This window comes from Streptomyces sp. NPDC037290 (assembly GCF_055603245.1).
Genome location: NZ_JBVJVZ010000005.1, coordinates 367,311 through 391,807 on the forward strand (window position 1 = coordinate 367,311; position 24,497 = coordinate 391,807).

The 24,497-nt window shown below is 72.2% G+C and carries 20 protein-coding genes and 1 pseudogene; 13 read left to right on the forward strand and 8 right to left on the reverse strand.

All coding sequences use genetic code 11. The annotated features are described in order from the left end of the window. Nucleotides 1-114: 114 nt before the first annotated feature. From ACZ7HQ_RS20355 to ACZ7HQ_RS20370, 4 genes are read right to left on the reverse strand one after another with little or no spacing between them, the layout of a single operon-like run. Nucleotides 115-1,197: a winged helix DNA-binding domain-containing protein gene (locus ACZ7HQ_RS20355; protein WP_470991428.1), complete on the reverse strand. Its 1,083-nt coding sequence runs from the start codon at nucleotides 1,195-1,197 to the stop codon at nucleotides 115-117. Nucleotides 1,198-1,236: 39 nt separating this feature from the next. Then, nucleotides 1,237-2,259, reverse strand: a complete 1,023-nt coding sequence (locus ACZ7HQ_RS20360) for a zinc-binding dehydrogenase (RefSeq protein ID WP_470991431.1) — start codon at nucleotides 2,257-2,259, stop codon at nucleotides 1,237-1,239. A gap of 22 nt (nucleotides 2,260-2,281) precedes the next feature. Continuing rightward, entirely contained in the window at nucleotides 2,282-3,580 is a 1,299-nt protein-coding gene (locus ACZ7HQ_RS20365; protein WP_470991433.1) for a cytochrome P450, read from the reverse strand. Between the two features lie 26 nt (nucleotides 3,581-3,606). After that, complete coding sequence (locus ACZ7HQ_RS20370) at nucleotides 3,607-4,728, reverse strand: epoxide hydrolase family protein (protein WP_470991436.1); 1,122 nt, start codon at nucleotides 4,726-4,728, stop codon at nucleotides 3,607-3,609. 449 nt (nucleotides 4,729-5,177) lie between these two features. On the opposite strand from ACZ7HQ_RS20370, the gene ACZ7HQ_RS20375 reads away from it, so the two are divergent. The 11 genes and pseudogenes from ACZ7HQ_RS20375 to ACZ7HQ_RS20425 form a co-directional block, all read left to right on the forward strand. Next, entirely contained in the window at nucleotides 5,178-6,200 is a 1,023-nt protein-coding gene (locus tag ACZ7HQ_RS20375) for a CaiB/BaiF CoA transferase family protein (RefSeq protein WP_470991439.1), read from the forward strand. Nucleotides 6,201-6,303: 103 nt separating this feature from the next. Then, a complete protein-coding gene (locus ACZ7HQ_RS20380; protein ID WP_470991443.1) occupies nucleotides 6,304-8,055 on the forward strand; it encodes an MFS transporter in 1,752 nt (583 codons plus the stop codon). 184 nt (nucleotides 8,056-8,239) lie between these two features. After that, nucleotides 8,240-9,859, forward strand: coding sequence for a citramalate synthase (gene cimA, locus ACZ7HQ_RS20385; protein WP_470991447.1), 1,620 nt, complete (start codon nucleotides 8,240-8,242; stop codon nucleotides 9,857-9,859). Nucleotides 9,860-9,884: 25 nt separating this feature from the next. Then, complete coding sequence (locus ACZ7HQ_RS20390; RefSeq protein WP_470991451.1) at nucleotides 9,885-10,913, forward strand: ketoacyl-ACP synthase III family protein; 1,029 nt, start codon at nucleotides 9,885-9,887, stop codon at nucleotides 10,911-10,913. A gap of 135 nt (nucleotides 10,914-11,048) precedes the next feature. Further along, the gene (locus ACZ7HQ_RS20395; protein WP_470991455.1) at nucleotides 11,049-12,062 is read left to right on the forward strand and encodes an aromatase/cyclase; all 1,014 of its coding nucleotides are present in this window, start codon (nucleotides 11,049-11,051) and stop codon (nucleotides 12,060-12,062) included. Next, a complete protein-coding gene (locus ACZ7HQ_RS20400) occupies nucleotides 12,049-12,678 on the forward strand; it encodes an antibiotic biosynthesis monooxygenase family protein (protein WP_470991458.1) in 630 nt (209 codons plus the stop codon). Before ACZ7HQ_RS20395 ends, ACZ7HQ_RS20400 begins: the two co-directional genes overlap by 14 nt. A gap of 119 nt (nucleotides 12,679-12,797) precedes the next feature. Further along, nucleotides 12,798-12,986 (forward strand): acyl-CoA carboxylase subunit epsilon, encoded by a 189-nt coding sequence (locus tag ACZ7HQ_RS20405; protein ID WP_470991462.1) that lies wholly within the window; start codon nucleotides 12,798-12,800, stop codon nucleotides 12,984-12,986. A 99-nt stretch (nucleotides 12,987-13,085) separates the two neighbouring features. Next, a complete protein-coding gene (locus ACZ7HQ_RS20410) occupies nucleotides 13,086-14,798 on the forward strand; it encodes a fatty acyl-AMP ligase (RefSeq protein ID WP_470991465.1) in 1,713 nt (570 codons plus the stop codon). Further along, the gene (locus tag ACZ7HQ_RS20415; RefSeq protein WP_470991467.1) at nucleotides 14,795-16,678 is read left to right on the forward strand and encodes an acyl-CoA dehydrogenase; all 1,884 of its coding nucleotides are present in this window, start codon (nucleotides 14,795-14,797) and stop codon (nucleotides 16,676-16,678) included. Before ACZ7HQ_RS20410 ends, ACZ7HQ_RS20415 begins: the two co-directional genes overlap by 4 nt. A 46-nt stretch (nucleotides 16,679-16,724) precedes the next feature. Next, entirely contained in the window at nucleotides 16,725-17,984 is a 1,260-nt protein-coding gene (locus ACZ7HQ_RS20420; RefSeq protein ID WP_470991470.1) for an acyltransferase domain-containing protein, read from the forward strand. Nucleotides 17,985-18,351: 367 nt separating this feature from the next. Then, nucleotides 18,352-18,618, forward strand: a pseudogene (locus ACZ7HQ_RS20425) (4'-phosphopantetheinyl transferase family protein); the annotation flags it as partial. A 204-nt stretch (nucleotides 18,619-18,822) separates the two neighbouring features. Here the strand turns inward: ACZ7HQ_RS20425 and ACZ7HQ_RS20430 are convergent. Together ACZ7HQ_RS20430 and ACZ7HQ_RS20435 are read right to left on the reverse strand one after the other, a co-directional pair. Then, on the reverse strand, nucleotides 18,823-19,437 hold the full coding sequence (locus ACZ7HQ_RS20430) for a response regulator transcription factor (RefSeq protein ID WP_470991473.1): 615 nt from the start codon (nucleotides 19,435-19,437) through the stop codon (nucleotides 18,823-18,825). A 46-nt stretch (nucleotides 19,438-19,483) separates the two neighbouring features. Beyond that, complete coding sequence (locus tag ACZ7HQ_RS20435; protein ID WP_470991476.1) at nucleotides 19,484-20,650, reverse strand: sensor histidine kinase; 1,167 nt, start codon at nucleotides 20,648-20,650, stop codon at nucleotides 19,484-19,486. A 4-nt stretch (nucleotides 20,651-20,654) separates the two neighbouring features. Here ACZ7HQ_RS20435 and ACZ7HQ_RS20440 point away from each other — a divergent pair, with 4 nt between their 5' ends. Further along, a complete protein-coding gene (locus tag ACZ7HQ_RS20440; protein ID WP_470991479.1) occupies nucleotides 20,655-20,792 on the forward strand; it encodes a hypothetical protein in 138 nt (45 codons plus the stop codon). A 19-nt stretch (nucleotides 20,793-20,811) separates the two neighbouring features. On the opposite strand, the gene ACZ7HQ_RS20445 is transcribed toward ACZ7HQ_RS20440, so the two are convergent. Together ACZ7HQ_RS20445 and ACZ7HQ_RS20450 are read right to left on the reverse strand one after the other, a co-directional pair. After that, nucleotides 20,812-23,094, reverse strand: coding sequence for a TOMM precursor leader peptide-binding protein (locus ACZ7HQ_RS20445; protein WP_470991482.1), 2,283 nt, complete (start codon nucleotides 23,092-23,094; stop codon nucleotides 20,812-20,814). Then, a complete protein-coding gene (locus ACZ7HQ_RS20450; RefSeq protein ID WP_470991485.1) occupies nucleotides 23,091-23,393 on the reverse strand; it encodes a hypothetical protein in 303 nt (100 codons plus the stop codon). The genes ACZ7HQ_RS20445 and ACZ7HQ_RS20450 overlap by 4 nt, the downstream gene beginning before the upstream one ends. A gap of 290 nt (nucleotides 23,394-23,683) precedes the next feature. Between ACZ7HQ_RS20450 and ACZ7HQ_RS20455 the strand changes: the two genes are divergently transcribed. After that, nucleotides 23,684-24,487 (forward strand): AfsR/SARP family transcriptional regulator, encoded by an 804-nt coding sequence (locus tag ACZ7HQ_RS20455; RefSeq protein WP_470991488.1) that lies wholly within the window; start codon nucleotides 23,684-23,686, stop codon nucleotides 24,485-24,487. The last annotated feature ends 10 nt before the right edge of the window (nucleotides 24,488-24,497 follow it).

Genomic DNA, 24,497 nt, shown 5'->3' on the forward strand with positions numbered 1-24,497 from the left:
TGCCGCCACCACCCGGCGACGGGCCGGCGCGGGGCGCCGTGGGGTGCGTACGGCGATCGCGGGACGCCGGCCGCGGTCGCGCGACGGGAGCGGCTGGCGCGCGGGGGCGTGGTCTCAGGCCCAGCGGATCTCGGGGTCCGTGCGGTCCGGGGTCATGAAGGCCAGCAGGGCGCGGCCCTCGCGTTCCACGGCCGTGCGGTCCCGGCGCGCGAGGGCACGCCCCAGCGGCTCGACGACCAGCGCGCCGTCCTCGATCCGCCACAGCGCCCGTACGAAACCGTCCACGAGCACCGTCGACCTGATCAGCCCGTTGCGGGTGAAGACCTGGCGCCGCTGCTCCTCGGTGAGGATGCGGCTGCGGTCGGCGTGGGCGAGCAGGATGTTGTCGAACTCCGGCAGGAACCGCACCGGTGCCGGCGTCGTGGGATCGGGCAGCGGCGCGTCCTGGACGTCGTACAGTTCCGCTCCGTTCTCGTCCTGGAACACCCTCAGCTCCGGCCGCAGCCGCTTGACGACCGCGCCGAGCCGGGTCAGCCCGGACCAGGCCTGGATGTCCTTGACGGTGGCCGGCCCGAAGGCCGCCAGATACCGCCGTACCAGGGTGTCCGGTGCGGTGTCGGTCTCCAGGGGGCGCCCCAGCCAGGTCTCGGCGGTGCCGTGCACGGCCAGCCCGCCCTGGCCCCACAGCCCGCGCGGCGGCAGCTGCACCAGCGGCACGCGGGCGCGGATGACGTTGGCGAGGGCGAACGGCTCGTACTGCGGCCAGCGTTCGGCGAGCAGCGTGCCGAGGCCGCCCAGCGTGAGCCGCTCGGCATCGGACAGCTTGCGTCCGTACGCGGTGACCTCGTCGAGGTCGAGGCCTTCCAGCCGGCGGCCGAAGGTGCTGGTCAGCTGGCGGTCCAGGCCGCTCTGCAGCACCGGCCGCAAGGACAGGCAGTCCCGTGCCGTGACCAGGTGGATGGTGCCGCGCATCAGCGCGACCCGCACCGCCTCGCGCCCCTCGATCAGCTCCACGAGCTCCTCGGGGGCGAAGCCGGCGAGCCGCGTCCACAGGCCGATGTACGGCGGCTCCTGCGCCTGCGCCTGCATGCCGACCAGGTGCTCCAGGACGGCGGAGGCGGACCCCGGCCGCCGCTCGAGCAGCAGCTGCCGCGCCAGCAGCGCCCTGTTCAGCGCGCGCCGGTCCAGTACGGTCATCCCGCCTCCGCCTCTCTCCCCGCGAACGCGGGGCCCCGTTCAGGACAGCTTCACCACGACGGTGCCGCTGTACTTGCGTTCCAGCAGCGCCACGAACGTCTCGGGCAGTACGGACACCCCGCCCTCGACGACAGTGTGCGGGAAGACGATCCGTCCCTCACGCAGCCAGGCGCCGAACTGGGCGTTCCACTCCTCGATCTGGTCCGGCGTGTGCAGCGTCGCGAAGCCGCGCAGCGTCAGCGACTTGGTGATGGCCGACATCAGGGCGAGCCGGGGCCGGCCGCCGTCGTCCGGGCCGTGCTGCCCGGCCAGCGCACCGCACAGCGCGAATCTGGCGCCCGGCGCCGCGACCTGGACCGCCGCCTCGAACTGCTCGCCGCCGACGTTGTCGAAGACCACGTTCAGTCCGTCCGGGGCCAGCTCCGCCAGCTGCTCGGCCACCGGGCCCTCGTGGTAGTCGAAGGCGGCGTCGAAGCCCAGCTCGTCCACCAGGAAGTCGGTCTTCTCCTTGGAACCGGTGCTGCCGATCACCCGCGCCGCGCCCTTCAGCCGGGCGATCTGCCCGGCCAGCGCGCCGACCCCGTTGGTGGCGCCGGACACGAACACCACATCGCCCTCGCCGACCTCGGCGGTGCCGACCATGCCGTGCCAGGCGGTCGGGCCCTGCGAGAGGAAGTACTCGGGCCCCGGCAGCAGCGAGCGGTCCCGCTTGAAGAACTCGTGGGCGGTACCCACGGCGTACTCCCGCCACCCGTTGAAGTGCTCGACGAGGTCACCGACGGCGAGCAGGGGGCTGTTGGACCTGACCACCGTGCCCACCGTACGGCCCCACATGGCCACGCCCGGCTGGAACACCGGGATCGGCAGCTTGGTGTCCGGGTTCATCTGGTCCCGGGCGACCGAGCCCAGCGTCATCCAGTCGTTGCGCACGACGACCTGGCCCTCGCCGGGCTCGCCGAGCGGCGACTCGCCGGGCTCGAAGTGCTCCAGGGTGACGGGTCCTTGGGGATAGGCGGCGAGCCGGATCTCGCGGCTCGTCGCGGGCAGGTGCTCGGTGGTCATGAGTGCTCCCTGGGAGTACGCGTCAGACGTGCAGATCTATGGGAAGGGCCAGCAGGTTGTGGTTCACGTCGCCCAGCCGCCAGCGCAGTTCCCCTTCCGGCACGGCGAGCCGGGCGCCGGGGAAGCGGCGGGTCAACTCCTCCAGTGCGGTGGCGAGTTCGAGCCGGGCCAGCGGGGCGCCGAGACAGCGGTGGATGCCGTGGCCGAACGCCAGGTGCCCGGGCCCCGTGCGCCGCAGGTCGACGTGGTCGGGCCGGTCGAACACCGCGGCGTCGCGGTTGCCGGAGGGGAAGGCGAGGAAGACGGCGTCGCCGGCCGGGACGGTGACGCCGCCGACGGTCACGTCCTCGGTGGCGATCCTCGGCAGTCCCGAGGTGTCGTTGCCGTTGAGGTTGACCGTGCGCAGCAGTTCCTCGACGGCGGGCGGGATGTCCTCGGGGTGCTCGGCGAGGTGCCGCCAGGCCTCGGGGTGGTCGGCCAGCAGGGCCAGGGTGAAGTTGGCGAGCTGGCCCGCGGAGGAGTCGAAACCGGCGCCCAGGAGGGTGAAGCCGAGGGCCACCAGTTCGTCGAAGCTCAGCCTGTCGTCCGTGGGTTCGTCGTCGTCCGTGAGCCTGTCGTCGGTGAGCTTGTCGTCCGCGGACGCGTGGTGGCTGATCCGGGCGGCGATGAGGGCGGAGAGCACGTCGTTTCCGGGGCTCTGCTGCTTGGCGGCCACCAGCCCCGCGATGTACTCGCCCAGCTTCCTGCCGCCCTCCGCGCTGTGCTCGGGCGGTGCCGACACGTCGGCGAACCGGCGTACCCAGGTGTGGAACTGGCCGCGGTCCGCCTCGGGGACGCCGAGCAGTTCGCAGATCACGGTCATCGCGAGCGGGGCCGCGAAGGAGGCGACCAGGTCCACGGGTCCGCCGGTCGCCTTCGCCTCGCGTTCCAGGGAGTCCAGCAGCCGGCCCGCCAGTTCCCGTACACGGGGGCGCATCGCCTCTATCCGCTCCGCCGAGAAGGCCTGCTCGGCCAGGGCGCGCAGCCGGGTGTGGTCCGGCGGATCGACCGAGATGATCATTCCGGGCGGGGCCTGGAAGAGGCCGCTGAAGCGGGGGGCCTCGGGTGCGTAGGCGGCGGCGCGGCTGAGCCGGGGGTCTTCGAGCGCGGCCTTGATGTCCGCGTACCGGGTGACCAGCCAGGCGTGACCGCCGCCCTGCCACGCCACCCGGACGACCGGCCGCTCGCCCCGCAGCCGGGCGAACAGCGGCGCGGGCCCGCGGTAGGTCGACCCGGGGAACGGGAAGGGGGGCAGCTCCTCGGTGGAGTGGGCTTCCGGCACGATGACGACTCCTCGGTAAGGCGAACTCAGCGCAACGGGCGGAAGAAGGAGCGGAGTTCGTCCACGATCAGCTCGGGCTGCTCCAACGCCGGGAAGTGCCCCCCGCGCTCGTGGTCGGTCCAGCGCCGTACATCCGTGAAACGGCCCTCGCACCACGCGCGGGGCATCCGCGCGTCCTTCGGGAACACCGCGAGCGCCGCCGGGACGTGCACGGGGGCCAGGGCCATCTTGTTGTGGCTCTCCCAGTAGATGCGGGCCGAGGAGGCGCCGGTGCGGCAGAGCCAGGCCAGGGTCACGCAGTCCAGCAGCGTGTCGCGCGGGATCAGCTTCTCCAGGTCGCCGTCGTGGTCGCTCCACGCCCAGTACTTCTCGACCATCCAGGCCAGCTGGGCGACGGGGGAGTCGGTGAGGCCGTAGCCGAGGGTCTGCGGGCGGGTCGCCTGGATCGCCGAGTAGCCGCCCTCGTTCTGCTGGAACTCCTTGAGCGCGGCGAGACCCGCCAGGTCCCTGTCGTCCAGGGCCACCTGCTCCTGCGGCGGCCTGGCGAACGGCATCGCCAGGTGGATGCCCGCCAGGTGCGCGGCGTCCGTCTCGCCGAGTATGCCGGTGAGGAAGGAGCCCCAGTCCACGCCGTGGGCCGCGTAGCGGTCGTAGCCGAGCCGGGCCATCAGCTCGGCCCAGGCCGCGGCCGTGCGCTCGACCGTCCAGCCCGGTGCGGACGGCTTGTCGCTGAAGGCGAAGCCGGGCAGCGAGGGGCAGACCACGTGGAAGGCGTCGGCCGGGTCCTCGGGGTGGGTCAGGGGCTGGATCAGGTCGAGGAACTCGACGACCGACCCGGGCCAGCCGTGGCTGATCAGCAGCGGCAGGGCGTCCTCGTGCGGGGAGCGCACGTGGAGGAAGTGCACGCCGAGACCGTCGATCTCGGTGCGGAACTGGGGCAGCGCGTTCAGGCGCGCCTCGGTCGGCCGCCAGTCGTACGCGGTCCGCCAGTGCTCGGCCAGCTCCTTCAGGTAGGCCAGCGGTACGCCCTGCGACCAGTCGTCCACCGTCTCCGGCTCGGGCCAGCGGGTGCGGGCCAGGCGGTCCTTGAGGTCGGTGAGGTCCGCCTCGTCGAATGCCACGTGGAACGGCGTGACGTCCCTGCTCATCGCTGGGCCTCCCGGGTGGGGTACGTACTGGAGTCCCGCGGAGGCTAGGGGGGTGGGCTCGAGCGTGGGTGGAATGTAGGGGGCTGTGGGGGGCTCTTGTGGTGGGTTGCGCTCCTGTCCCGGGGTGCGCTGTGGCCTGCCTGCGGCGGCCCCTTGCGGTGCGTTGTGGTGTGCCTGCGGCGGCCCCTTGCGGTGCTTTGTGGCTGGTGTCGGGCCTGCGGGAAGTGGGGCGTCGGTGCCGCGCCGGGGGGGTGTCCGTCCTCGGGCCGGCGGGCTGCTCGTCGAAGGGGTGCGCCGGGTTTTCGCCGGCCGCTGCGGGCGGGCACCCCCCGGCACGTCCCCTCCCCGCCGTGCGCGGTCCCACCGGTTCGAGCGCGGTGCGAGCGCGGCTGAGGCGGAGTTCCAGGGGCCGCTTGCAGCGTGCCGACTCCGACGAGGAGGAGCCGCAGATGGCGACAGGCACAGGACCGTTGCACGGCCTGCGGGTGGTGGAGCTCGCGGCGATCGGGCCCGCCCCGTTCGCCTGCATGATCTTCGCGGACCTCGGGGCCGACGTGATGCGGATCGACCGGGCCGACGGCGCCCGGTCGTTCGCGGACTGGCACGGCGAACTCGACCGTGGGCGCCGGACGGTGGAGCTGGATCTCAAGGACCCGGGTGACGTCGACTGGCTGCTGCGGCAGCTGGAGCAGTCCGACGTCCTGGTGGAGGGGTTCCGGCCGGGTGTGGCGGAACGGCTCGGGATCGGCCCGGAGGTCTGCCTCGCACGCAGTCCGCGTCTGGTGTACGGCCGGATGACCGGCTGGGGCCAGGAGGGGCCGCTCGCCCGGACCCCGGGGCACGACATCAACTACCTGGCGTTGACGGGTGCGTTGCACGCCATCGGAGAGGCCGGCGGTCCCCCCGTGCCGCCGGTCAATCTGCTGGGGGACTTCGCGGGTGGCGCGATGTTCCTGGTCGCCGGGGTGCTGGCCGCGTTGTACGAGCGGCAGACCTCCGGCCGGGGGCAGGTCGTGGACGCCGCGATCGTGGACGGGGCCGGCGCGATGCTCGGCATGCTGACCTCGATGGCCGACAGCGGTCACTGGCGCCATGAGCGCGGGGTGAATCTGCTGGACGGCGGCGCGCCCTTCTACACCTGCTACGAGTGCGCCGACGGCGGGCATGTGGCCGTCGGTGCGCTGGAGGAGCGGTTCTACCAGGCGCTGCTGGTGGGTCTGGAACTGGATCCCGAGCGGTTGCCCGACCGGAGTGACCCGGTCAACTGGCCTTCGCTGCGGCGGGTGTTCGCCCGTCGCTTCCACACCCGGAGCCGGGACGAGTGGGCCCGCCTGTTCGAGGAAACGGAGGCGTGTGTGACGCCGGTCCTCAGCGTCGCGGAGGCTGCCGCACACCCCCACCACCAGGCCAGACGCAGTGGGCCCGCCACCCCGGCGCCGCGCTTCAGCAGGACTCGAGCGGAATTCCACTGACCGCGGTCATCCTGCCGGGTGGGCGACTGGTTTGCCCGCCATCGCCCCGTAACCCCACACCAATCCCCCATACAACCCCCCAAGTAATGAGAGAGGCCACATCATGGCTATTTCGTCCGAACAGGCTCCGTCCGTCGAGACGGAGGTGGACAGCAGGACGACGGGCGCGGATCCGACGGCGGGGGACAGGCCGCTGGATCCCCGGCGCTGGGCAGCCCTGCTGGTGCTGCTCGTCTCCGCCTTCCTGGATCTGCTGGACGGCACGATCGCCAATGTGGCGGCGCCCTCCATGCAGCGGGAACTGGGCGCCGGGTACTCGGCCATCCAGTGGGTTCTGGTGGGCTACCAGCTCGCCTTCGCCCTGACCCTGATCCTCGGCGGACGACTCGGTGACATCTACGGCCGCAAGAAGATGTTCCTCGTCGGCGTCGCCGGATTCACCCTGTGCTCGCTCGCGGCCGGTATCGCCCAGGAGCCGTGGCAGCTGGTCGTCGCGCGAGTGATCCAGGGCGCCTCGTCCGGTGTGATGGTGCCCCAGGTGCTGTCGATCATCCACGTCACCTTCAACGACAAGGAACGCGGCACCGCCTTCGCGCTGCACGGTCTGGTCGGTGGTCTCGCCGCGACGCTCGGCCTGGCCCTGGGCGGACTGCTCGTGGAGTGGAACCTGTTCGGCCTCGACTGGCGTCTGGTGTTCCTGGTCAACGTGCCCGTCGGCCTGGTCGGTCTGCTGTACGGCGCCAAGGTCATCACCGAGTCGAAGGCGCCACAGGCGCTTCGGCTGGACATCCGTGGCGTGGTGCTGCTGACCATCGGTTTCGTGATGCTGGTCTTCCCGCTGCTGCAGGGCCGGGAGCTGGGCTGGCCCGCGCTGGGCTTCGTCTCCATGGGGGCCTCGGTGCTGGTGCTCGCCGGCTTCGTCGCCTGGCAGCGCGCGAAGACCCGCCGGGACAACTCGCCGCTCGTCGAGCTGGGCCTGTTCCGCACCCGCAGCTACTCGGCCGGCCTCGGTGTCAACCTGATCTTCTACGCCGGCATGGGCATGTTCACCATCGGGTGGACGCTGTACATGCAGGTCGGTCAGGGCTGGTCCCCGATGCGGGCCGGTCTCACCAGCCTCCCGTTCTGCATCGGCGCCTTCCTCACGGCCACCTCGTCCGTGATGATCCTGGTGCCCAAGTTCGGCCGCAAGGCGATGCAGATCGGTGCCGTGGTGCTGATGATCGGTCTGGGCACGTACGTCTGGGTGGCCGGCAAGTACGGCCACGACGTGACCTCCTGGAAGATCGCGATCCCGCTGTTCCTGGTCGGCCTGGGCTTCGGCACGGTGGCCACGCCGCTGCCGCTGATCGTCACCTCCGAGGTGCCGCACGAGCACGCGGGTTCCGCCTCCGGTGTGGTCAACACCAACACCCAGCTCGGCTTCGCGATCGGCGGTGCCCTGATCAGCGTGATCTTCTTCGGTGGCATCGTCGGCAACACCACCGGCAACGTCGATCACCAGCTGCCGCAGCTGCGCAAGGATCTGGTGGCGAGCGCACAGGTCAGCCCGGGTGACGCGAACAAGATCGCCGCGGCCTACCGGACCTGCTCCATCGACCGGGCGGGCGAGAAGGACGCCTCCGTCGTGCCCGCGAGCTGCACCGTGCAGTCGCTGCGCGACGCGAAGGTGGCGCAGGTCGTCGGCAAGTACGGCAAGGAGCAGGTCGGTGACTCCTTCGCCGACAGCTTCCAGACCGTGCTCAAGGCCTTCATCGGCGTCGCCGCCGCGGTGTTCCTGCTGATGTTCGCCCTGCCCAAGCGGCTGCGCCAGGAGCAGCCGGCCGGCGAGCCCGAGCCCGCCCCGGCTTCCTGAGCGGGCGCGCAACGTCGTAGGGGCCGGACGGCACACCAGCCGCCCGGCCCCTCAGGCATGCCCGGGCCGCAGCCGGCAGGGACGACGGCGTTCAAGCACAGCTCCGGGTCCTTGCGAGCCCCGGGCCGGACCCTGGCTGAAGCCGCGCAGCGAGCCCGCTGCAGGCCGACAGGAAGGAGGGGCGATGGCGCAACAGAGCTTCCAGCTCTACGACACGACCCTGCGCGATGGAACCCAGATGGCGGGCCTTGCCCTCACCGTCGACGACAAGCTCGCCATTGCGCGCAGCCTGGACGCCCTCGGCGTGGGATTCATCGAGGGCGGCTGGCCCGGCGCGATACCGAAGGACACCGAGTTCTTCCGCAGGGCGCGCACCGAACTCGACCTCAGGGCCGCCCTGCTGACGGCCTTCGGCGCCACCCGCAGGCCCGACGTCGCCGTCTCGCAGGACCCGCAGGTGCGGGCGCTGCTCCAGGCGGAGACGCCCGTGGTGACGCTCGTCGCCAAGAGCCACACCGGGCACGTGGACCGGGCGCTGCGCACCACGCTCGCCGAGAACCTCGCCATGATCCGGTCCACCGTGCAGCACCTGGTGCTTGCCGGACGCCGGGTGTTCCTGGACGCCGAGCACTACTTCGACGGGTACGTCGCCAACCGCGAGTACGCCCTGGAAGTGGTGCGCACCGCCGCGGAGGCCGGCGCCGAGACCGTGGTGCTGTGCGACACCAACGGCGGTTCGCTGCCGGAGGAGGTGAAGGCGGTCGTCGCCGACACCATCGCCATGACCGGCGCCGCCATCGGCATCCACTGTCACGACGACACCGGCTGCGCGGTCGCCAACACCATGGCCGCCGTGGACGCGGGCGCCGTGCACGCCCAGGGCACCGCCCACGGCTACGGCGAACGCTGCGGCAACGCCAACCTGTTCACCGTCATGGCGAACCTCGTCCTCAAACGGGGCCGTGAGGTGATCCCGCTGGAGCGTCTCGCGGAACTGGAGCCCACCGGCCGGGTCATCACGGAGGTCACCGGGATCCCCGGTGTCCCCGCGGCGCCCTACGTCGGTGCGGCCGCCTTCACCCACAAGGCGGGCCTGCACGCCTCGGCCCTGCGCGTCGACCCCGGCCTGTACCAGCACATCGACCCGGCCAGGGTCGGCAACACCATGCGCGTCCTGGTCTCCGACATGGGCGGACGGTCCTCCGTCGAGCTGAAGGCCCGAGAGCTGGGCTACGACGTCGGGGCGGGCTCCGAGGCGGTGGGCCGGGCCGCGGCCCGGGTCAAGGAACTGGAGAGCCTCGGCTACAGCTTCGAGTCCGCCGACGCCTCCTTCGCGCTGCTGCTCCGTGCCGAGCTGGCCGCGGACACCCCGCCGGAGCGGTTCGGTGTGGAGTCCTGGCAGGTGGCCCTGGACGGCGACGGCGACGGCGGCGGTGCGCGGGCCTCGGTACGGCTGCGGGTCGCGGGGACCCCGTGCGCCGCCAGCGGTCTGGGCCGCGAGCCCGTGCACGCCCTGGACGCGGCCCTGCACCAGGCCCTGGACCCGGTCTTCCCCGAGCTCGCCGGGCTGCGCCTGACCGGGCACACGGTCCGGGAACTCGCCGGGGACCGTACCGCGCCGCCCTCGGTACGGGTCCTGCTGTCGTTCCAGTGCGACGACCGGCACTGGGGCACCGTCGGCGTGGACCGGCACGCGACGGGGGCGGCCCTGACGGCCCTGCTGGACGCCGTGCACTACGTCCTGTCCGACGCGCCGGAGCGGCGCCGGGACACCGAGAGCCTGGTGGCCGCACCGGCCGGCTGACCTCTTCGAACCCTCTGGAGCGGCTGTGCGTGTGGAAGACATCTACCTGCGGGGGACCTCCGTACGTCTCCCGTCCCGATTGCGCATCGACGATGCCGTGGCCGCGGGCGAGTGCCCGTCCCGCCTCGTCGCCGCCACCGGCGCCGTCTCGGTGGCGTACTCCCCGGACGAGTCCGCCGCCGAGATGGCGGCGCACGCCGCCCGGACGGCACTGGCCCGTGCGGGCAGCGCCCCGGCCGACGTCGACCTGCTGCTGCACGCGGACACCTACCACCAGGGCCAGGACCTGTGGCCCGTGGCCTCGTACATCCAGCGGGAGGCACTCGGCAACAACTGCCCCGCCCTGGAGATCCGGCAGATGTCGAACGGGGGCCTCGCGGCCCTCGACCTGGCCGCCGCCTACCTCACGGCCGGCCACGGGCACGGCGACGCGCTGCTCACCACCGCCGACCGGTTCTGCACGCCGGGCATCGACCGCTGGCAGACCGACCCCGGCACGCCCTACGCCGACGGGGCCGCCGCGCTCGTGCTGTCCCGGCGCGGCGGATTCGCCCGGCTGGTCTCCCTCGCCCTGCACGCCGACCCGTCGCTGGAACCCCTGCACCGCGGCGACGAGCCGTTCACCAGGGCCCCCTTCAGCAGCCGGATACCCGTCGACTTCGAGGAGGCCAAGCGCGCCTTCGTCGGCCGGGTGGGAATGTCGTACGCCATCACCCGCGCGCACGCCGGGCAGCAGACCGTGCTCAAGCAGGCGCTCGCCGACGCCGGCATGGAACTCGGCGACGCCCGCTGGGTGGTGCTCCCGCACTTCGGGCGGCGCCGGCTGCAGTCCATCTACTACAAGCCGTTCGGCATCGACCCCGACCGCACCACCTGGGAGTTCAGCCGGACCGTCGGCCACCTCGGCGCCGGCGACCAGTTCGCAAGCCTCGATCACCTGCTGGTCTCCGGCAGGGCCGCCCCCGGCGACCGCTGTGTCCTCGTGAGCGTCGGAGCGGGCTACAGCTGGGGCTGCGCCGTCGTGGAGATCACCGAACGACCCGACTGGACCTGAGCGCTCCCGGGCGCCGCCGAGCCCCGACCGGCCCGATGTGGCCGGTCTCCACCCGCCGTCTAGGTGCGCTCGAGGCGGCTGTGCCACTCTGCTGATCGCCGTCCCGGACGGCATGATTCGAAGGAAGGACCCGCCGTGGCGACGACCGTTACGAGCGAGACACCGGACACCGCCCCCGTCACCGGAACGCATCTGACGGAGCACTCCATCACCGTGGCCGCGCCACCCGAGGCCTGCTACGCGCTGGTGGCCGACGTCGCCTCCTGGCCCCAGGTGTTCGGGCCCACCGTGCACGTCGAGGTGCTCGAGGAGAGCCCCGACGACACGGGCAGGAGCGAGCAGCTGCTGCGCATCTGGGCGATCGCCAACGAGCAGGTGCGCACCTGGACCTCGCGCCGCACCCTCGACCCGCACTCCCGTACGATCGCTTTCCGCCAGGTGGTCTCGGCGGCCCCCGTCGCCTCGATGGGCGGCACCTGGCGCGTCGAGTCCCTGGAGGACGGCACGACACGGGTGGTGCTGCTGCACGACTACCGCGCGGTGGGCGACGACCCGGAGGCCGAGCAGCTCATCGAGCGCGCCGTCGACCGCAACAGCGTCGCCGAACTCGCCGCCCTGAAGAACGCGGCGGAACTCGGCGAGTCCGCCGAGGAACTCCAGTTCACCTTCAGCGACTCGGTGACGGTCGCCGGGGCCGCCGGCGACGTGTACGCCTTCCTGGACCGCGCCGACCTGTGGCCCGAGCGGCTGCCCCATGTGGCGCGGCTCGCCCTCACCGAGGACGAACCGGGCATCCAGCACATGGACATGGACACCCGCAGCCCGGACGGCTCCCTGCACAACACCACCTCGTTCCGGGTGTGTTTCGAGGACCGCAAGGAGATCGTGTACAAGCAGTTGCGGGTACCGGTGGCCATGCGGGTGCACACCGGACGCTGGACCATCGAACCCTCGGGCGACGGCGAGACCCTCACCGTCACCTCCTGGCACACGGTGGTGCTCGACCCCGAGGGCGTGCGCTCCGCGCTCGGCCCCGACGCCACGCTCGCCGAGGCCAGGGCCCTGGTCCGCAAGGCCCTGGGTACCAACAGCTCCACCACCTTGCGCCATGCCAAGCAATTCGCGGAGGACGTGCATGCCGGGACGTGATCTCACCGGACCCGTCACGATCATCAACCGTTTCGAGGTCAAGGGCGACACCGACAGGTTCGAGCGGCTGTTCAGGGAACACTCCCAGTTCCTGCGCCGGCGCACCGACTTCGACTTCCTGGTGACCGTGCGCCTCGCCGAGCATCCGCACGTCTACGTCCACCTGGGGCACTGGCGCACCCTGCGTGCCTTCCGCGACACCGTGCACGACGAGACGTTCCTGGAGCACGTCGAGCGGCTGGAACCGCTCGTCGAGACGGAGGTCGACCAGGCCGTCAGCGTCGGCCGGGTGCTGCGGGACAACGCGAGGGTCGGCACCGAGAGCGTCGTCCTGCTGCGCGCCCGGGTCGGCGGGGACTGGCGGGCCTTCGAGCGGCGGTTCGCCACTCTCACCGACCGCCTCGGCGAGGCGGACGGCTTCGGCGGCAGCGACCTGCTGCGCTCCCTGCTGCGTCCCGCGCTCTACACCGGCGTGCTGTGGTGGCGGGACGCCGGGTCGCTGGAGCGGGCCCTGGACAGCGAGCCGGTCCAGGCCGCCCGGCAGGAACTGGAGCGAGGTGCCGAGGTCGTACTGGAGCGGACCCGGCACGTGGCCTACGAGCGCGTGATCGACTGATCCCTCCCCCCGGGGGCGTGCGGGCCCCAGCGATGACCGAGCCGAGGACTCCCTGGTCCTCGGCTCGGTCGCGTTCGGGACGCGAGGTCGGCTCTAGCTGGTGCATGCACGCTGATGACATGACCGACGAGACGTACATCACCGTCGTGCGCGGCCGGCCCGACGCCGCCGAACTGGCCGCGGTCACCGCCGTGTTGCTCGCCCTGTCCCGCCGTGACCGGGAGCCGGACCAGGAGGCGAAGGCGGCGTACGCGGACTGGACCGTCAAGAACGCGGGCCACCGGCTGCCGTCCTGGCCGGGGAGATGACCGGCGGACCACGACCACCTGTCGCCCCGGCGTACGAGAGCGACATCACGACACCGAAAGGGGAGGGCGTTGACCGGCCACCGGACATTCACCGACATCGTGCGGAGCAGAGTCGCCGAGTCACCCGACCGTGAGGCGCTGATCCTCCTCACCGAGCGGGATGGAGCGCTGCGGCCGGAGACGCTCTCCTACGCCGAACTCGACCGGGCCGCACGCACCGTGGCCGCCCGGATCGGACGCCACGCGGCGCCCGGCGAACGGGTCCTGATCCTGCACCAGTCCCCCCGGCTGTTCGGCATCGGCTTCCTCGCCTGCCTGTACGCGGGCGTCATCGCCGTACCCGCCGCGCCCCCCGGCGCCCTCGGCCGGCCCGAGGAACGCATCGCGGGCATCGTCAAGGACGCCGGCGCCGGCTGTGTGCTCACCTCGCTCGCGGAGGCCCTCGACGTCACCCAGCTGCTGGCCCGCACCGGACACGGCGGCGTCACCTGCATCCCCACCGACGCCGACGTCACCGACCTCGCGGACGACGGCGAAGCGTGGCAGCCGGCGCGGCAGGACAGCGACGACGTGGCGTTCCTGCAGTACACCTCGGGCTCGACCCGTGAGCCCCGCGGGGTGATCGTGACGCACCGGGCGCTGCTCGCCAACCACCGGGCGATCCACGCGGCGCTCGGTACCGTGCCGGGCGGCAGGATCGGCGGATGGCTGCCGCTGCACCACGACATGGGACTGGTCGGCCAGCTGCTGCACGCCCTGTGGCTCGGCGGCACCGCCGTGCTGCTCTCCCCGGTCGCCTTCGTCAAGCGCCCGGCGCACTGGCTGGAGACCATCTCGCGCTACGGGCTCACGGTGAGCGGCGCCCCCGACTTCGCCTACGACCTGTGTGTGCGCCGCGTCAACGACAGCCAGCTCGCCGGACTCGACCTGTCCGGCTGGCAGGTCGCCGTGAGCGGTGGTGAACCCGTCAACTCCGCGACCATGCGCGCCTTCGCCGACCGGTTCGCCGCCGCGGGCCTGCGCGCCGAGGCGCTCGTGCCCGCCTACGGCCTGGCCGAGGCGACGCTGCTGGTCAGCGGCGACCGCACCACCTGCGCGTTCGGCACCCACGCCCTGCCCGCGCCCCCGGGTGCCGTCCAGCCGGCGCGGGATGCCGTGGCCTGCGGCCGGCCCGCGGGCGTCGAGGTGCGCATCGTCGACCCCGACACCCACCGGGCGCTGGAGGACGGCCGGGTCGGGGAGATATGGGTGCGCGGCGAGTCGGTCGCGCCGGGCTACTGGGGCAGTCCGAAGGACAGCGCCGACACGTTCGACGGGCGGATCAGGGACGGTGAAGGCGGCTATCTGCGCACGGGCGACCTCGGTGCCCTGGTCGACGGGCGGCTGTGCGTGACCGGCCGGATCAAGGACGTGATCGTGGTGGCGGGACGCAACCTGTATCCGCAGGACCTGGAGCGCACGGTGCGCGAGGTCAGCGCCCTGTTCGGCTCGGGCACCGCGTTCGGGGTGCCCGGCGACCGCGAGCACGTCGTCGTGGTCCAGGAGCTGCGGGCCCGCAGCCGCTACGGCGTCGACCTGGCCGAACTCACCGCCGGTGTGCAGCGGCGGCTGAGCGAGCAGTACGACGTGGCCCCGGGCGGTGTGCTCCTGGTACGCCCCGGCACGGTCCGCCGCACCACCAGCGGCAAGCTGGAGCGGGCCGCCATGCGCCGGATGTTCCTCAACGGCGAACTCACCGCACTGCACCAGTGGGTCGACCCGGAGGTCGAACGCCTGATGCACAGCGCCACCCCGCGAAAGGAACGCCGATGACGACAACGCCCCAGAGGGGCACGGGCGGTACGCGGCAAAGCCGCGTGGGCGCGCTCGACGACGACGCACCCGCGGCCGCGCACGAACCCGCCACGGCACCCCCCACCGCGCACACCGCGCACACCGCGGAGCAAGCCCGCATCGACGCCCTGGAGGCAGCCTTCGGCCCCCTGGACGACCCCGGGAACCCGCTCGGCGCCACCGCACTGCTCGCCGCCGACGCGGCAGGCGAGCCCGTGCCCGGCGCGGAGCGGGTGCTCGACGTGTTCGGTCTGAACGCCGAGTTCGTGCCCGCCGAACTCGGCGGCCGCCTCACGCGCATGGACGTCCTCGGCCGTCTCCTGCGCCCGCTGTTCCGCCGCGATGCCTCCCTGGGCTTCGGTTACGGCCTGAGCTGCTTCTTCGCCGCGGTGCCGGTGTGGACCGCGGGCAGCGACGCACAGCGCCGCTTCGTCGCCCGGCTGCTGCTGGACGGCGGCCGCGTCGCCGTCGCACGGCACGAGGTGGCGCACGGCAACGACTTCGTCCGCGACGAGCTGACCGCCCGGCCCGCCGCCGGCGGCGGACTGTCGGTGAACGGCGCCAAGACCGCGATCGCCAACGCGGCCCGCTCCCGCGGCCTGGTCGTCTTCGCCCGCACCTCGGACACCCCGGGCGGCGGCCGCAGCCACTCGGTGCTGCTCCTGGACCGCGCCGGCCTGCCCGCCGACCGGATCACCGACACCGGGCGGCACTCCACCAACGGCATGCGCGGCGCGGAGTTCGGCGGCCTCGCCTTCAACGACTGCACCGTGCCCGACAGCGCGGTGCTCGGCCGTGTCGGCGACGGCTACGAACTGTCGCTGCGCTCCTCGCTGCTGATCCGGGGACTCATCCCGTCGATCGTGCTCGCCGGTGTCGACACCGCGCTGCGCACGGTGGCCGCCTTCGCCACCCGGCGCCGCGCCGACGGCCGCTCCTCCCTCGACGTACGGCACGTACGGGACGTGCTCACCGGCGCCTTCCTCGACCTGCTGCTCATCGACTGCCTGGCCCTGGTCGGCACCCGGTCGCTGCATCTGCTGCCGCACCAGATGAGCGTGTACGCGGCGTCCGCGGCCTATCTCGCGCCGCGGCTGGCCGCCGAGACGATGGACGAGATGGCGGCGGTGCTCGGCGAGGAGAGCTTCGCGGTGAGCGGCACGTACGGGATGTTCCAGAAACAGCTGCGCGACCTGCCCGTCACCTCGCTCGGTCACGCCGGCAGCGCCGGCCGCCAGGTCAGCATCCTGCCGCAGCTGCCGTACTTCGCCCGGCACGCCTGGTTCGCGGAACGGGAGGCGCCCGGGGCGCTGTTCCGGCCGCACGAGGACCTGCCGCCGCTGGACCTGCCGCGCCTGTCCCTGCTGTCGGGCAGCGACCCGCTCGCCGCGACCCTGGTGGCCTGTACCGCCTGGCTGGAGTCGGCCGACCTCACCGTGCCGGGACGCGAGGACTGGCCGCTGCTGCGTTCGCTCGCCCGGGCCTTCACCGGGGAACTGCGGGAGCTGGCCAAGGCGTTCGGCGACATCGACCCCGGCGACCGCGCCAGGCTGGCCAGCCCGCACAACTTCGCGCTCGCCGACCGCTACACCCTGGTCCTCGCGGCGGCGGCCTGCCTGGGGACCTGGCGGGAGCAGACCGGCGCTCCGTCCGACGCGTTCCTGGCCGATCCGGCCTGGGCGTCCGCGGTGCTCCACCGCCTCGCCCGGCGCCTCGGCCTGCCCCTGGCCGACCTGCCCCAGGACCGGACGGGCGGGGGCAGCCCGGTCGCCGCCTGCGAACAGCGGGTGCTCGCCGAGGCGCTGGACCGCCTGCACGGCCGCCGCAGCTACGACTTGTACGGCTCCGCGCTGGCCTGATCCGCCGGCGGAGGTACCCACCCGAGCCCGAGATGGAGCACCGACCATGTCTGAACCCCAGCACGACGAAGCACACGACGACTCCTTCGGCGCGGCCCAGCGCGAATGGCTCACGGAGCGGCTCACCCACTACCTCGGTGTGCCGGTGGACGAGAGCGTGCCGTTCCACGAGTACGGAGGCTTCGACTCGGTGGCCGCGCTCAGCCTGTACGGGGACATCGAGGAGGAGTTCGGCCCGGTGATCGACCCCAGCGACATCGAGACGTACCCCACCGTGCGCGAGCTGGCCCGGTACATGGCCCAGCACGACCCGCGCCCGGCGGGCGGCGGCCTGGTCCGGGCGGCGTTCGTGTTCACCGGGCAGGGCTCCCAGCACCCCGGCATGACCTCCGGCCTGTACTGGAACTGCACCGGCTACCGCGCCCATCTCGACCAGGCCGCCGCCGAGCTGCTGCCCTACACCGGGACGTCCGTGGTGGAGCTGATCCTCGGCAACGACCCGCGGATCCACCAGACCGCGTTCACCCAGCCCGCCCTGTTCGCCGTCGAGTACGCCCTGGCGCAGACCCTGCGGGAGGAGGGCGTGACCCCGGTGGCCGTCCTCGGCCACGGCATCGGCGAGTTCGCGGCGGCCACCGTCGCGGGCGCCCTGTCGCTGCCCGACGCCGCCAAGCTGGTCGCGCTGCGCGGCGCCTTCATGCAGTACCTGCCCTCCGACGGCGGCATGATGGCCACCTGCGCGGCCCCGTTCGAGGCGGCCGAGCTGGTCGCGGCCGAGCCCGGCGTCGGCATCAGCGCCATCAACGCCGCCAAGGCCACCGTGCTCTCCGGCGACCGTGCGGGGCTCGAGCGCATCCAGGAGCAGCTGGAGAGCCGGGGCATCGCCTGCCGCCACCTGACGGTGACCCACCCCTTCCACTCGCCGCTGATGGCACCCATGGTGCCGAAGTTCGACGCCGTGGCCCGCCGGGTCGCCGGCGGCGCCGCCCGGGTGCCGTTCTACTCCACCCTGTACGGCCGGCTGACCACCGAACCGCTCTACGGGGCGTACTGGAGCGAGCAGATCACCTCGCCCGTGCGCTTCGCCGACGCCGCCCGGGCGATGCTCGCCCAGCAGACCCCCACCCATGTCGTGGAGATCGGACCCCGTGTGGTGCTCACGCCGTTCCTGCGCCGGATGGGCGGCCTCGAGGGCCCGACCTGCCTGGCGGTGTGCCGCGGCCCGGAGAGCGACGCGGTGGACCTGGCCGGGGTGATCTCGGCGCTCGACGCGGGCCCGCTGGCGGCGGCGCTGGCAGGGGCGTGAGCCGATGACGACGATCGGCCGGCCACTGTACGCACCGGGTCCGGAGGGCCCCTGGGAGCGGGTGTACGAGGAGCTCGTGCGCACCGGCAGCGTCCTGGTGCACGGCAGGATGCCCGGCTGGCAGCCGGATGCGGGCGCGGCGGACCTGCGCCTTCTGCTCGGCCGTGACTGGGCCCGTTACGAGAAGCTCGGCCGGCCCGGTATGCGCGAGCGCTTCCTCGCCTCCCGGCTGTTTCTGCGGTACACCGCCGCGGCGGCCGTGCAGACGCTGCCGCACCTGGTGGACGTGGCGTACCTGCCGGGCGGCCGCCCCTATGTGCGCGGCCTCGACCAGATCGACATCAGTCTGAGCCACACCGACGAGACCATGGTCGTGGGCGTCACCCGCAGGGGCCGGATCGGGGTCGACGTGGAACGTGCCGACCGGCGGCTCGCGCACACCGGTTCCGAGGCTCAGGCCTGCACCCCGTTCGAGAAGCGGCACCTCGACCGGGGCGCGGAGAGCGCCCGCAACGACACGATGGTGCGGCTGTGGACCCTGAAGGAGGCCTACAGCAAGGCGCTCGGCCAGGGCCTGCGGTTCCGTTTCACGGAGTTCGGCTTCGCCCTGCACGGTGCGGCCGGCGCCCGGCTGGTACGCCCCGACGGCTCCGCCACGGACGACGGCGGCTGGACGTTCGGGACGTTCGCCGTCGGCGGCAGCCATGTGGTGAGCGTCGCGGTGTTCGACGACGGGTTCGGGGAGCTGTCGGACGTCTCGGTGGGCACGACGCTGCACGAGGGTCTGCTGGACGCGCTGTACGGGGCGACCGGTGAGGAGCTGCCCGGCCCGGCGGGTTCAGGGTATCCAGCCGGCGTCCTCGGCGATGCGGATGGCGTCGACGCGGTTGCGGGCGCCGAGTTTGCCGACGACCGAGGTGAGGTAGTTACGGACGGTGCCCTTGGTGAGGTAGAGGCAGCCGGCGATCTCGGCGGCGTCGGCTCCCCGGGCCGCCAGCCGTAGCACCTCCATCTCCCGGCGGGACAGCGGATTGTCCGGGTAGTCCCAGGCGGTCAGGGCGAGTTGGGGGTCCACGACACGTCCGCCCATCGCCACGGAGCGCACGGCGCAGGCGAGCTGGTCGGGAGGGGAGTCCTTCAGCAGGAAGCCGGACACATGGGCCGACATGGCACGGCGCAGGGTGCCGGGCTTGCCGAGGCTGGTGAGGATGAGGGAGCGGCAGCTGGGGAGCTGTTCATGCAGGTCGGCGGCGGCCGTCAGACCGTCCATGCCTGGCAGGTCGACATCGATCACCGCCACGTCGGGCCGTACCTGGAGCGCGGTGCTGACGATCGTGTCGCCCCGGTCGACCGTGGCGATGACCCGGAGATCGGGCTCGAGTTCCAGCAGTGCGACCAGCGCGCCGCGGATCATGTGCACGTCCTCGGCGAGCAGGACGGTGATGGATGGCACCTGTTACCTCCCCCAGGCAGCGGTGTCTTGTCTGATCAGCCCCGGTTCAGGCTGCGGACCTCTCGGCGTCCGGCGCGTCGTCGGCCGTGCCGGTGGGGGCCTCGCCCTTGCGCGGCTGGAGCGGGGCCCGTGCCACGAGGCGGAACATGCCCTCCGCGTCGACCCCGGCCGTCAGTTCCCCCCCGATGTCGGTGAGCCGGGTCCGCAGATTGCCCAGACCGCTCCCGCCACCGGAACGCGTGTCAGGCTCCCCCCCGTTCGCCACTCCGTCGTTGACCAGCGTGAGGAAAACCGTTTCCGTCCCGCTGGTGGCCCTGATGGTACATACCTCGGCCTTGCTGTGGCGGAGGATGTTGGTGACTCCCTCCCGCAGCGCGGTCGCGAGAACCGTGTCGACCACAGGATGCAGCCGTTCGACCTGTACGTCGACCTCCGTGCGGACATCGGCTGATATCAGGACCTGCGCAGCCGACTCCGCCTCTTCGCGCAACGACATGTCCCGGTAGCCACGCGAGACGAGCCGTACGTCCGCCAGGGCCTGGCGCGCGACGAGCAACAGGGACGTGGTCTCGTCCGAGGCCAGCTCCGGCCGGTTCGGGATCAGCCGGCTGACCAGCTCGCCCTTGAGCGTGATGGTGGACAGGCTGTAGCCGAGCAGGTCGTGCAGGTCCCGGGCGAAGCGGAGGCGTTCCTGGGTGACGGCCATGCGGGCCAACTGCTCGCGGGTGTCGTGCAGTTCGCACACCATGTCGTTCAGGCGGGTCAGTCCGTAGATGACGAGACCCGCCAGGATGACGGAGATGAGGACGTAGCTGCAGTAGAGCAGGCTGGAGCCCATCGTCAGGGGGAACATCGGGGCGCTGACCACGACCGCCCCGAAGACCGGCCAAGCGGCGCGGCTCGGCAGGGTGAGCAGGACGGTCGCGGCGAACGGCCCCTGCATGCTGCCCCAGTCGAGCCCGAACCAGGCGATGGGCAAGTAGGTCAGGACGGCCTGCACCCCGAGGGTGACGAGCCGTCGCCGCAGCGGCCAGGAACGGGAGGCCGGCGAGGCCAGGGAGAACTGGATGCCGTACACGACCAGGACGCCGCCGACGCAGACCGCCAGCTTGGCGGCACTGGCTCCTCCTGTGTTGAGCACGTTGATGATGACAACGGTGCAATAGCACAGCAGCGCCAGCGTCACGACCGTGCGGGCGAGGCGGGGAGCCATTCCCATGCGGCTCGACGCCGGCTGGGAATTCTCGGCATCCGCGGGACTTTCCGTTCTTCGGAAAGCGTCCGGCATCGTGACCTCCTCGCCCGGGGACATGGCGCAAGGCATGGTATGGGCACGACTGAATGACGGCCAGTGATGGCTGTAATTAGCCGGTTTCACACGAACAACGGAATCGGGTTGAGGTCGTCGTAACGTGTCGCGCGCGTGACGCGACCCAGTGTCACCGGAACGTCGAAGAGGCGGCCGGGTGCGAACCTGGCCCAGAAGTGACGCATCCCGGGGACGATCACCTTCACCACGGGAAGTCCCACGTCAGGCCGAGTCTGATCGAGGACCAGCAGTTCCATGCCCCGTTCCCGCACCAGACTCTCGGCCACGGTGAGATCGCCGAGCAGATCCTCGCGTGCTTCGCACACGTAACTTGCGGGCGTACGCGGCGACTCGGCCGGGTCCGGTACGAGATATGGCTGATTCCGGGTAGTCGCCTTCGTCCACCAGGAGGCCAGCTCCGGATGGACAGAGGCGAACTCGGTGTCCACTTCCGCTTCCATGTCCGGCGGTGGCAGCAGTTGTGCCATCTCGGTCACGGCGCGACGCAGCGCCGTACGCGGGTCGAAATGGGCGCCGAATCCGAAGCAAACGTGCTGTGGCGTCCCGTCGTCGGGAGTGCGGCGGGAGACGGCCACCATGACCGGAATGCCGAAGTCCGTGGTGAGGTCGAGGACCCACAGATCACGGCCCAGCCTGGCGTACGCCCGACGGACCCCGGCCAGCCAGGGTTCGTCGAAGGCGTCCAGGTCGACGGCGGGCTGCCGGGTGCGGTTGTACCACCACAGGGCCACCGCGTCGCGCTCGACCACCTCGAGGAACCCCTGGAGCGTGGCGTCCTCCAGGCTGCTGCCGGCCGCGTTGCCGTTGGAGTCCGCCCACGGTGCCGACAGCCGTCCACCGGGTGCGGGACCGAAGTAGAGCATCGAGGTGGGCAGCAGCCGGTGCGTGCCCGTGGTCACCGACCACACAGGCGTCCACTCGGTGGGGGCGTGCGGGTCGAACGGCGGCGGAACCTGCTGGAACCCGGCGGCCGTACGGTTCCAGCCCGCACGCTCGGCGAACTGCCGGTCGGCGTACAGCTGACAGGCGTTGGGGTGCAGCGCGCTCTCGCCGAGCCCCGCGAGGCTGTCGATCACGACCGGCTCGTCCCCCTGGCGGGTCGCGCTGTAGCGCTCGACCGCCTCGCACAGCGCACCGACCTCCGCTTCCAGCGGCGTGATCCCCTTGCCGCCGCTGTGGCTGCGCAGCCCGTGTCGCAGGGCGGCGAGCGAGTCGGCGCGCAGCGCGGGGTTGCGCCCGGAGACATAGCGGTTGAGGCCTTCCGGGGTGCCCGGGGCGGGCCGCAGCTCCGGCACCACACCGGTGAGCGGATCCACGAGATGCCGGTAGCGGGTGAGCACGCTGTCGGCCGGCAGGGCCCGGTGACCGCCGCCGACCGTGGTCGACTTCAGGCGGGAGGTGAAGCACACCGGGCGCCGCACGCTCGCCGCCACCAGACCGGGGTCGCCGCACTCGGGGCACTGCGGGCGCCGGGTCACCGAGTGGTGGCTCGTGCGCAGCGTCCGGGTGTCCAGCGTGCACAGGGTGGCCTGCTCGGCGTGGCGCATCCCGGCGACCCACTTCATCGTCTCCAGCACGGCGCTCTGCAGCCCCAGCGCGCGGACGGACGCCAGGTAGGCCCGCGGCAGCGGCACCGGTCCGGGCAGTCCGAGCACCCGCTGCACCGGCGCCTGAGTGGCACGGTGACCGCGCAACCGGTGTGCGAGACACGACCAGCAGGCACCGCCGGGGACGCCGAACACCGGGCCCACCCAGGCCTCGACACCGCACGGTTTGGCCAGCAGCCAGGGACGGCCGGCGGCCCGGTGCCGAGCGTCCACGTCGGCCAGCGCCGGGTCCAGGTAGTCGTCGCACACGACCAGCGTGAACGCGGCGGACCGTTCTTCGTCGGCCAGGGTGAGACCGGAGGCGAGGCACTCCTCGCGGACGGGGCCGGGGTCCGTGTGGCCCAGCACCAGCAGGTGTACCGGGGTGCCGCGCAGCGCCGCCTCCGCGCCGGCGCCGCTCAGGCCCGAGAGTTCCCAGTAGGCCTCGGCGGCGGCATCCGCCGACTGGGTGCGGTACCCGATGAGCTGGGCTTCGGCGAGCGCGGCGATGGTGCGGCCCGCGGCCGCGACGTCCACCACGGCCGCGGCCTCCCGAAGGACGGCCTCCAGGGTCCGGGTCCCGTCCAGCAGCGGGGCGAGGGCCTCGACGTGTGGGCCGTGCAGGGCGGTCGTGCCGCGCTCCGACAACAGGTACACGGCCTCACCGCCGACGACCTCGACGCGCAGGTGGGGCTTGAACCCCACCTGCGGTGCCGCGGAGGGCAGGAGAGACCCGTTCACGCGCTGATCCAGGGGCCGGCGACCGGACCCTGCTGATGGGTCCAGATGCTGTCGTAGCTGATGGCCGTGTCGGTCCGGTCCAGGTCCTCCAGCACGAACGGTCTGCCGCCGGCCTCGGCCAGGTACACCGGTTCCGCCGCCGCCACCCCGAACTCGGCGAGGACCGACACCGGGTCGGTGAGGTAGCGCTCGGCCAGCTCGGGTTCGAGTCCCGCCCGGGCCGTGAGCAGTGCGATGCGGTGGTCCTGCGCGGACGTGGGGGCCGGACCGGCCGGCGCGGGGATGGTCAACGTGCTCATGGAACCCTCCAGAGGCATGAGTGTTGAGAGGCGCTGCGAATCGGGAATCCGTTCGGCGTGTCCCGCGACTCGAATTCTGGGGGGCGCTCTTTCAAGCCGCCCAGTGCGGCCGTCACCATCGCGCTATGACATTTTCATAGGCCTCTTCATGACCCGCGCACTGTGGCTCGAACCCGGCTGCTGCGAAGCTTTTGCCTTGCTCGGAAGGCGACCGCCGGTCCCTCGGCCGACGGCTCCGCCCGCGTAAGACGGGGGCGGGCACCGCCCGCGTGAGACGGGAGAGTGATCACATGGACATCAAGGTACTGGGTCGGCTCACGGCGGAACTCAACGGGGTGTCGGTGGTGCCGAGCGCCGCCAAGCCGCGGCAGATTCTCGCCCTGCTCGCCCTGCAGACCGGACGCGTCGTCACCGTGCCGACGCTGATGGAGGAGATCTGGGGCGAGGACATACCCCGCAGTGCCGCGACCACCCTGCAGACCTACATCCTCCAGCTGAGGCGCAAGATAGCCGCCGCCCTGGAGGGCGACGAGAGCCGGCAGCCCAAGGACATCCTGGTCACCCAGCACGGCGGCTACCTCCTGGAGGTGCAGCCGGGGCAGATCGACGTCCAGGAGTTCGAGCAGCTGTGCGCCTCCGGCCGGGACGCCCACGAGGCGACCGACTACCGCACCTCCGCGGAGCTGCTGCGCCGCGCCCTGGACCTGTGGCAGGGGCCGGCCCTCGTGGACGTACCCGTCGGCAGCGTCCTCGAACTGGAGGCGCTGCGGCTCGAAGAGGACCGGATGGCGGCGCTGGAGCTGCGCATCGAGGCCGACCTGCGCCTCGGACGGCACGCCGAGATCGTGCCGGAACTGCGGGTGCTGGTCGCCAAGCACCCCATGCACGAGAACTTCTGCGCGCATCTGATGACCGCGCTGCACCGCGCGAACAAGGCCTGGCGCGCCCTGGAGGCCTACCAGCGCCTGCGCGGCTCGCTCGTCGAGGAACTCGGCCTCGAGCCGTCACCCCGGCTGCAGCGCCTGCACCAGTCGATCCTCTCGGCGGACCCGGCCCTGGACGCGGAACCGGTCCCGACGTCCGCGGCGCGCTGACGGCCCGACG

What these genes read in the sequence shown, in the direction of transcription:
- ACZ7HQ_RS20355 (WP_470991428.1), bottom strand. Translation starts at nt 1,197, where the DNA reads ATGACCGTACTGGACCGGCGCGCGCTGAACAGGGCGCTGCTGGCGCGG.
- ACZ7HQ_RS20360 (WP_470991431.1), bottom strand. Translation starts at nt 2,259, where the DNA reads ATGACCACCGAGCACCTGCCCGCGACGAGCCGCGAGATCCGGCTCGCC.
- ACZ7HQ_RS20370 (WP_470991436.1), bottom strand. Translation starts at nt 4,728, where the DNA reads ATGAGCAGGGACGTCACGCCGTTCCACGTGGCATTCGACGAGGCGGAC.
- ACZ7HQ_RS20375 (WP_470991439.1), top strand. Translation starts at nt 5,178, where the DNA reads ATGGCGACAGGCACAGGACCGTTGCACGGCCTGCGGGTGGTGGAGCTC.
- ACZ7HQ_RS20380 (WP_470991443.1), top strand. Translation starts at nt 6,304, where the DNA reads ATGGCTATTTCGTCCGAACAGGCTCCGTCCGTCGAGACGGAGGTGGAC.
- cimA (WP_470991447.1), top strand. Translation starts at nt 8,240, where the DNA reads ATGGCGCAACAGAGCTTCCAGCTCTACGACACGACCCTGCGCGATGGA.
- ACZ7HQ_RS20400 (WP_470991458.1), top strand. Translation starts at nt 12,049, where the DNA reads ATGCCGGGACGTGATCTCACCGGACCCGTCACGATCATCAACCGTTTC.
- ACZ7HQ_RS20405 (WP_470991462.1), top strand. Translation starts at nt 12,798, where the DNA reads ATGACCGACGAGACGTACATCACCGTCGTGCGCGGCCGGCCCGACGCC.
- ACZ7HQ_RS20415 (WP_470991467.1), top strand. Translation starts at nt 14,795, where the DNA reads ATGACGACAACGCCCCAGAGGGGCACGGGCGGTACGCGGCAAAGCCGC.
- ACZ7HQ_RS20420 (WP_470991470.1), top strand. Translation starts at nt 16,725, where the DNA reads ATGTCTGAACCCCAGCACGACGAAGCACACGACGACTCCTTCGGCGCG.
- ACZ7HQ_RS20435 (WP_470991476.1), bottom strand. Translation starts at nt 20,650, where the DNA reads ATGGCTCCCCGCCTCGCCCGCACGGTCGTGACGCTGGCGCTGCTGTGC.
- ACZ7HQ_RS20440 (WP_470991479.1), top strand. Translation starts at nt 20,655, where the DNA reads ATGCGGCTCGACGCCGGCTGGGAATTCTCGGCATCCGCGGGACTTTCC.
- ACZ7HQ_RS20450 (WP_470991485.1), bottom strand. Translation starts at nt 23,393, where the DNA reads ATGAGCACGTTGACCATCCCCGCGCCGGCCGGTCCGGCCCCCACGTCC.
- ACZ7HQ_RS20455 (WP_470991488.1), top strand. Translation starts at nt 23,684, where the DNA reads ATGGACATCAAGGTACTGGGTCGGCTCACGGCGGAACTCAACGGGGTG.